This is a genomic window from Enterococcus florum (assembly GCF_004309355.1).
In the GTDB taxonomy this organism is placed as follows: domain Bacteria; phylum Bacillota; class Bacilli; order Lactobacillales; family Enterococcaceae; genus Enterococcus_A; species Enterococcus_A florum.
Window position 1 is genome coordinate 126,388 of the sequence record NZ_BJCC01000006.1, and the last position, 6,061, is coordinate 132,448.

Sequence of the window (6,061 nt, forward strand, 5' to 3'; positions counted from 1 at the left end):
GAGGTGGTCAGCTGATGGAAAATAAACATTCAATTCAAGAGTTAACGTTAGAAGAGGTAATGGGTGACCGCTTCGGTCGCTATTCAAAATATATTATTCAAGAACGGGCACTGCCGGATGTTCGGGATGGGTTAAAGCCAGTACAACGCCGGATCTTGTTTGCAATGAATAAAGACGGCAATACCTACGACAAAGGATTTAGAAAATCTGCAAAATCAGTGGGAAACATCATGGGAAATTACCATCCCCATGGAGACAGTTCGATCTATGAGGCCATGGTCCGTATGAGTCAGGATTGGAAATTAAGAGAGATCTTAATCGAGATGCATGGAAATAATGGATCGATGGACGGTGATCCGCCAGCCGCGATGCGGTACACAGAAGCCCGTTTGTCCCAGTTGAGCGGAGAAATGCTGAAGGATATAGAGAAGGACACTGTAGATTTTGTTTGGAACTTTGACGATACTGAAAAAGAACCGACTGTCTTACCAGCAGCCTATCCAAATCTTTTAGTAAACGGGTCGACTGGTATTTCCGCTGGGTATGCTACAGAGATCCCTACCCACAATTTGGGAGAAGTAATCGATGGGACGATCTACTTGATTGATCATCCCAATGCCAGTCTGGAAAAAATCATGGAGTACATTCCGGGACCAGATTTTCCGACCGCCGGTATTTTACAAGGCAAAGACGAGATTAGAAAAGCTTATGAAACAGGCAAAGGCAAAGTGATCCTTCGTTCAAAAACCGCCATTGAACCCTTAAAAGGCGGAAAGCAGCAAATTGTGATCCATGAGATCCCTTATGAAGTCAACAAAGCCGTTTTAGTGAAAAAAATGGATGAGATCCGTTTGAACAAAAAAATTGACGGGATTGCTGAAGTACGGGATGAATCCGACCGTACAGGACTTCAAATCGTTGTTGAACTAAAAAAAGAAGCGAACGCAGAAGGTATTTTGAATTACTTGTTTAAAAATACTGATCTGCAGATCAATTACAACTTCAATATGGTGGCGATCGACAACATGACACCGCAGCAAGTTGGCTTGAAACACATCCTGCTTAGTTATATCGAACACCGCAAATCGGTGATCAGAAAACGCAGTCAGTATGAATTGAACAAAGCCAAAAAACGGCAGCATATTGTTGAAGGTTTGATGAAGGCACTGTCGATCTTGGATGAAGTCATTGCTGCAATTCGTGCAAGTAAAGACAAAAAGGATGCCAAAAATAATTTGGTCAAGCAATTTTCTTTCACCGAGGAGCAAGCTGAAGCGATTGTTACCTTGCAATTGTATCGTTTAACCAACACTGATATTACCCAGCTTGAAAAAGAAGCAAAAGAATTAGCTGCAGAAATCGACGAGCTTCAGCTGATCTTAGCTAGTGAAAAAGAACTCCATAAAGTGATGAAGCAAGAGCTTCGACAAATCAAGAAGCAATATGCTAGCAAACGTTTAACAAGGATTGAGGAAAAAATCAGCGAGATCAAGATTGAGACTGGAGTCTTGATCGCCCCTGAGGATGTCGTTGTCTCACTGACCAAAGAGGGGTATTTAAAGCGCAGCAGTTTACGCTCCTATAATGCTTCTCGCCCCGAGGAGATCGGGATGAAGGACGGCGATCGGGTGATATTCATCGACAAAATGAACACATTGGATCATTTGCTGATTTTGACGAATCGTGGGAATATGATCTATCGTCCTGTTCATGAAATCACTGATCTCAAATGGAAAGACGTTGGCGAACACATTTCACAGACCATTACCAATTTGGGAGTTGAAGAGGAAATACTTGCAGCCTTTCCTTATAAGGAGATCGATGCCAACAAACTATTTGTTCTGATCAGCCGTGAGGGGATGATCAAGCAAACGAGAATGACCGAATTCTCACCTTGGCGGACCTATCGCAGCAGACCGACACTAGCGATGAAAATGAAAAACGGAACCGATCGGATCGTTGCCGTTCGTTTAACCGATTATGTTGACAACCTGGATGTCCTGATCGCCAGCCATCGAAGTTTTGGATTACGTTATCCGCTATCAGAGGTTCCAGTCGTGGGAGCAAAAGCCGCTGGGGTTAAAGCGATCAACCTGAAGGATGGAGATTTCGTCGTTGGCGGTACATTGGTCCTAGATGAAGGCGATACACCGATTTTGTTAGTCAGTCAACGTGGGGCTGTCAAACGAATGTTGGCACAAGAATTGCCACAGTTGGGCAGAGCCAAACGGGGATTGATGATTTTCCGTGAGTTAAAGAGCAATCCTCATCGACTGGTCTTTATGACGGATGCCTCAGAAGGGTCTGTCAATTTAATCACTCAAAAAGGAATCACAAAAGAGTTAGAGATCGCAAAAGTTGCTATCAGTGATCGTATGTCTAACGGCACATTTGCGACCGATGAAAAGAAAATGGGCGAAGTTTATGAAGTCTATCCTACCCAAAAATTGGATGAACAGGTGTAACAACTGTACCATATAAAACGCGTGTAAACGGTATTCTGTCTTAGAACAGAATACCGTTTTCTTTATCACAAGATCGCTAAAATGAATACTTTAACGCGTAGATTAAAAGGGTGCCTACTAACTGATGCCTTGATATAAAGGGCTTTTTAGCGATTACAGACAACTTGTTAAAAAGAATACATGAAAGTATTGCAATCGGTGACAAAAGTGTTATACTGAATTCGTAAAGCTGTGGCAATCACAAATGGTTTATATTTTCTAAGGAGGTTCTACTTAATGGGAACTGCAACAAAAGAACTTGAAAAATTAAATGACACTGAAAAAACTGCTTGGGAAGGTTTCTCCGGTACGATTTGGAAAACGGAAGTCAATACACGAGACTTTATCCAGGCAAACTATACCCCTTATGAAGGGGATGCTGACTTTTTAGCTGGTGCAACGGACGCCACGAATAAACTTTGGAAAAAACTGCAAGAGCTTCAGAAACAAGAGCGCGAGAACGGCGGCGTTTTGGATATGGAGACAGATGTGGTTTCTTCTGCTAATGCTTACGGTGCGGGCTATATCGATGAAAGCTTGAAGGACGAAGAAAAAGTAGTTGGTCTGCAAACAGACAAACCATTGAAACGTGCATTTATGCCTTACGGCGGTATACGTATGGCTGAAGAAGCGTTGCAAAGCTATGGATATACACCAAATCCAAAATATACTGAAATTTTTAATGAATACCATAAAACACATAACCAAGGAGTATTCGACATCTACACTCCTGAAATTCGGGCAGCACGCCGCAACAAGATCATTACTGGTCTTCCAGACACCTATGGACGCGGACGGATTGTTGGCGACTATCGTCGCGTAGCGTTGTACGGCTTGGATTATCTTTTGAAGGAAAAAATGAAAGACCATGCGAACGTTGGACACGGACAATTTTCAGACGAAGACATGCGCTTGCGTGAAGAATTGGCGGACCAGTGTGCAGCATTGAAACGCATGAAGGAAATGGCAGCAGCTTATGGGTATGACATTTCTCGCCCTGCAGAAAATGCAAAAGAAGCGATACAATGGGTCTATTTTGGGTACTTGGCTGCGATCAAGGAACAAAATGGTGCGGCAATGTCGATTGGACGTGTCTCCACATTCTTGGATATCTACGTACAACGCGACTTAGATCGTGGATTGCTTACTGAAGAAGAAGCACAAGAAATGATTGACCATTTAGTGATGAAATTGCGTATGGTGAAATTCGCTCGTATTCCTTCATACAACGAATTATTCTCTGGCGACCCAGTTTGGGCAACCTTGTCTCTTGCTGGGATGGGGATGGATGGACGGACGTTGGTTACCAAAAATGACTTCCGCTTCCTACGTACTTTGCAAAACATGGGGCCATCTCCTGAACCAAACGTGACAGTCTTGTATTCCTCTCGTTTACCAAAAGGATTCAAAGACTATGCTGCAAAAATTTCGATCGAAACATCATCAATCCAATATGAAAATGATGATGTGATGCGTCCGGTTTGGTTGGATGACTATGCGATCTGCTGCTGTGTGTCTGCAACACAAACAGGTAAAGAAATGCAATTTTTCGGTGCTCGCGCGAACTTGGCTAAGGCGTTGACTTATGCAATCAATGGCGGAATCGATGAAAAATCAAAAACGCAAGTGGGACCTGAGTACCGTCCAATTACTTCAAATGAAGCGTTAGAGTTTGACGAAGTAATGGAAAAATATGATCAAATGCTGGAATGGTTAGCAGGCATGTATGTGAATACGTTAAACTGCATCCATTACATGCACGACAAATACTACTACGAAGCTGCTGAGCTAGCGTTGATGGATACTCATTTGAAACGTACCTTTGCTACAGGTATCGCAGGGTTCTCTCACGTAGTTGATTCCTTGTCAGCGATTAAATACGCAAAAGTGTATCCTGTTCGTGATGAAGACGGCTTAGTTATCGATTACAAAACGGAAGGAGAATTCCCTAAATATGGGAACGACGACAATCGTGCTGACGACATCGCTGTTTGGTTGTTGAAAACCTTCTTAGAAAAATTGGAGCATTACAGAACGTACCGTGATTCTGAACCTACGACTTCGATCCTAACGATCACTTCAAACGTCGTCTACGGAAAAGCAACGGGAAGTCTGCCTGACGGACGTCCAGCAGGTGCGCCGTTATCACCAGGAGCGAACCCGTCTTACGGTGCAGAACAAAATGGCTTGTTGGCATCTCTGAACTCATTGACAAAACTGCCTTACGAGTACGCGTTGGATGGTATCTCGAATACACAAAGTATCAACCCAGATGCGTTAGGTCATGATGAGGATGAACAAATCGCCAACCTAACGAATGTGTTGAACGGCTACTTTGATCAAGGCGCACACCATTTGAATGTGAATGTTTTTGGGAAAGAAAAACTAATCGATGCGATGGAACATCCAGAAAAAGAAGAGTATGCAAACTTTACGATTCGTGTATCTGGATATGCCGTTAAATTTATCGATTTGAATCGTGAACAGCAAATGGATGTTATCAGCCGTACATTCCATGAAAAAATGTAATAGCTGAATCCTAAGAACACAAGTAAAGGCGGATGGGCGGGAGTCTATTCGCCTTTACTTTATTAATAATCGCTGTGGTTTTTAAAAGAGTGAGAGACTTTTTGCATCATTTGATGTAGGATGAAATCAATATGGCGATTTACTTGAATAAGGGGGAAAGGGTATGTCTTTTACGGCAGAACAAACAATTACAGGAAATGTTCATTCGATCGAAAGCTTTGGTTCTGTAGATGGACCGGGGGTGCGTTTCATCGTTTTTATGCAAGGCTGCCGAATGCGTTGTGAGTTTTGTCATAACCCGGATACGTGGAAGATCAAAGATCCAAAGGCAAGACAACGAACGGCAGAGGATGTGCTGAACGAAGCACTGCATTATAAAAGTTATTGGGGGAAAAAGGGCGGTATCACTGTCAGCGGAGGAGAGCCTCTGCTACAGATTGATTTCTTGATCGATCTTTTCAAAAAGGCGAAGGAGCAAGGGATACATACGACACTGGACACTTGCGGACAGCCGTTTACGCGTAAAGAGCCTTTTTTCTCGAAGTTTAATGAGCTGATGGAGTATACAGATCTCGTTTTATTTGACATAAAGCAAATTGATGACCAAAAACACAAAGAACTGACGAAACACGGCAACAGCAACATTTTGGAGATGGCTAATTACTTATCTGAGATAAACAAGCCTGTTTGGATTCGTCATGTTTTAGTCCCTTATCGCAGCGATTACGACGAGTTTTTGATTCGTTTAGACACATTTATTAAAAGTCTGAAAAATGTCGATAAGGTAGAGGTACTGCCTTATCATGTGATGGGCAAATACAAATGGGAAAAACTAGGCCTTGATTATCCGTTAGAAGGAATCAATCCTCCAACGGATGATCGTGTCGAGAATGCCAAAAAGTTGCTGCATATAGAGGATTACAAGGGATATTTGAGTCGATAGCACAAAAAGAAAAGGGCAGCTTCTAGTTGCTCCAGACTGTAGACAAAAGACGTTCAAAACTCGTAATTTGAGTATTGAACGTCTT

The 6,061-nt window shown here is 42.6% G+C and carries 3 protein-coding genes; all 3 read left to right on the forward strand.

Annotated features, from left to right (window positions below):
- Nucleotides 1–14 precede the first annotated feature (14 nt).
- The 3 genes from parC (at nucleotide 15) to pflA (ending at nucleotide 5,976) form a co-directional block, all read left to right on the forward strand.
- Nucleotides 15–2,465, forward strand: a complete 2,451-nt coding sequence (gene parC / locus NRIC_RS03495; protein ID WP_146621319.1) for a DNA topoisomerase IV subunit A — start codon at nucleotides 15–17, stop codon at nucleotides 2,463–2,465.
- Nucleotides 2,466–2,741: 276 nt separating this feature from the next.
- Nucleotides 2,742–5,033, forward strand: a complete 2,292-nt coding sequence (gene pflB, locus NRIC_RS03500) for a formate C-acetyltransferase (RefSeq protein WP_146621320.1) — start codon at nucleotides 2,742–2,744, stop codon at nucleotides 5,031–5,033.
- A gap of 163 nt (nucleotides 5,034–5,196) precedes the next feature.
- Nucleotides 5,197–5,976, forward strand: coding sequence for a pyruvate formate-lyase-activating protein (pflA, locus tag NRIC_RS03505; protein WP_146621321.1), 780 nt, complete (start codon nucleotides 5,197–5,199; stop codon nucleotides 5,974–5,976).
- Nucleotides 5,977–6,061: the final 85 nt, after the last annotated feature.

Coding starts and splice junctions, on each gene's coding strand:
- pflA (WP_146621321.1), top strand. CDS start 5,197: ATGTCTTTTACGGCAGAACAAACAATTACAGGAAATGTTCATTCGATC.
- parC (WP_146621319.1), top strand. CDS start 15: ATGGAAAATAAACATTCAATTCAAGAGTTAACGTTAGAAGAGGTAATG.
- pflB (WP_146621320.1), top strand. CDS start 2,742: ATGGGAACTGCAACAAAAGAACTTGAAAAATTAAATGACACTGAAAAA.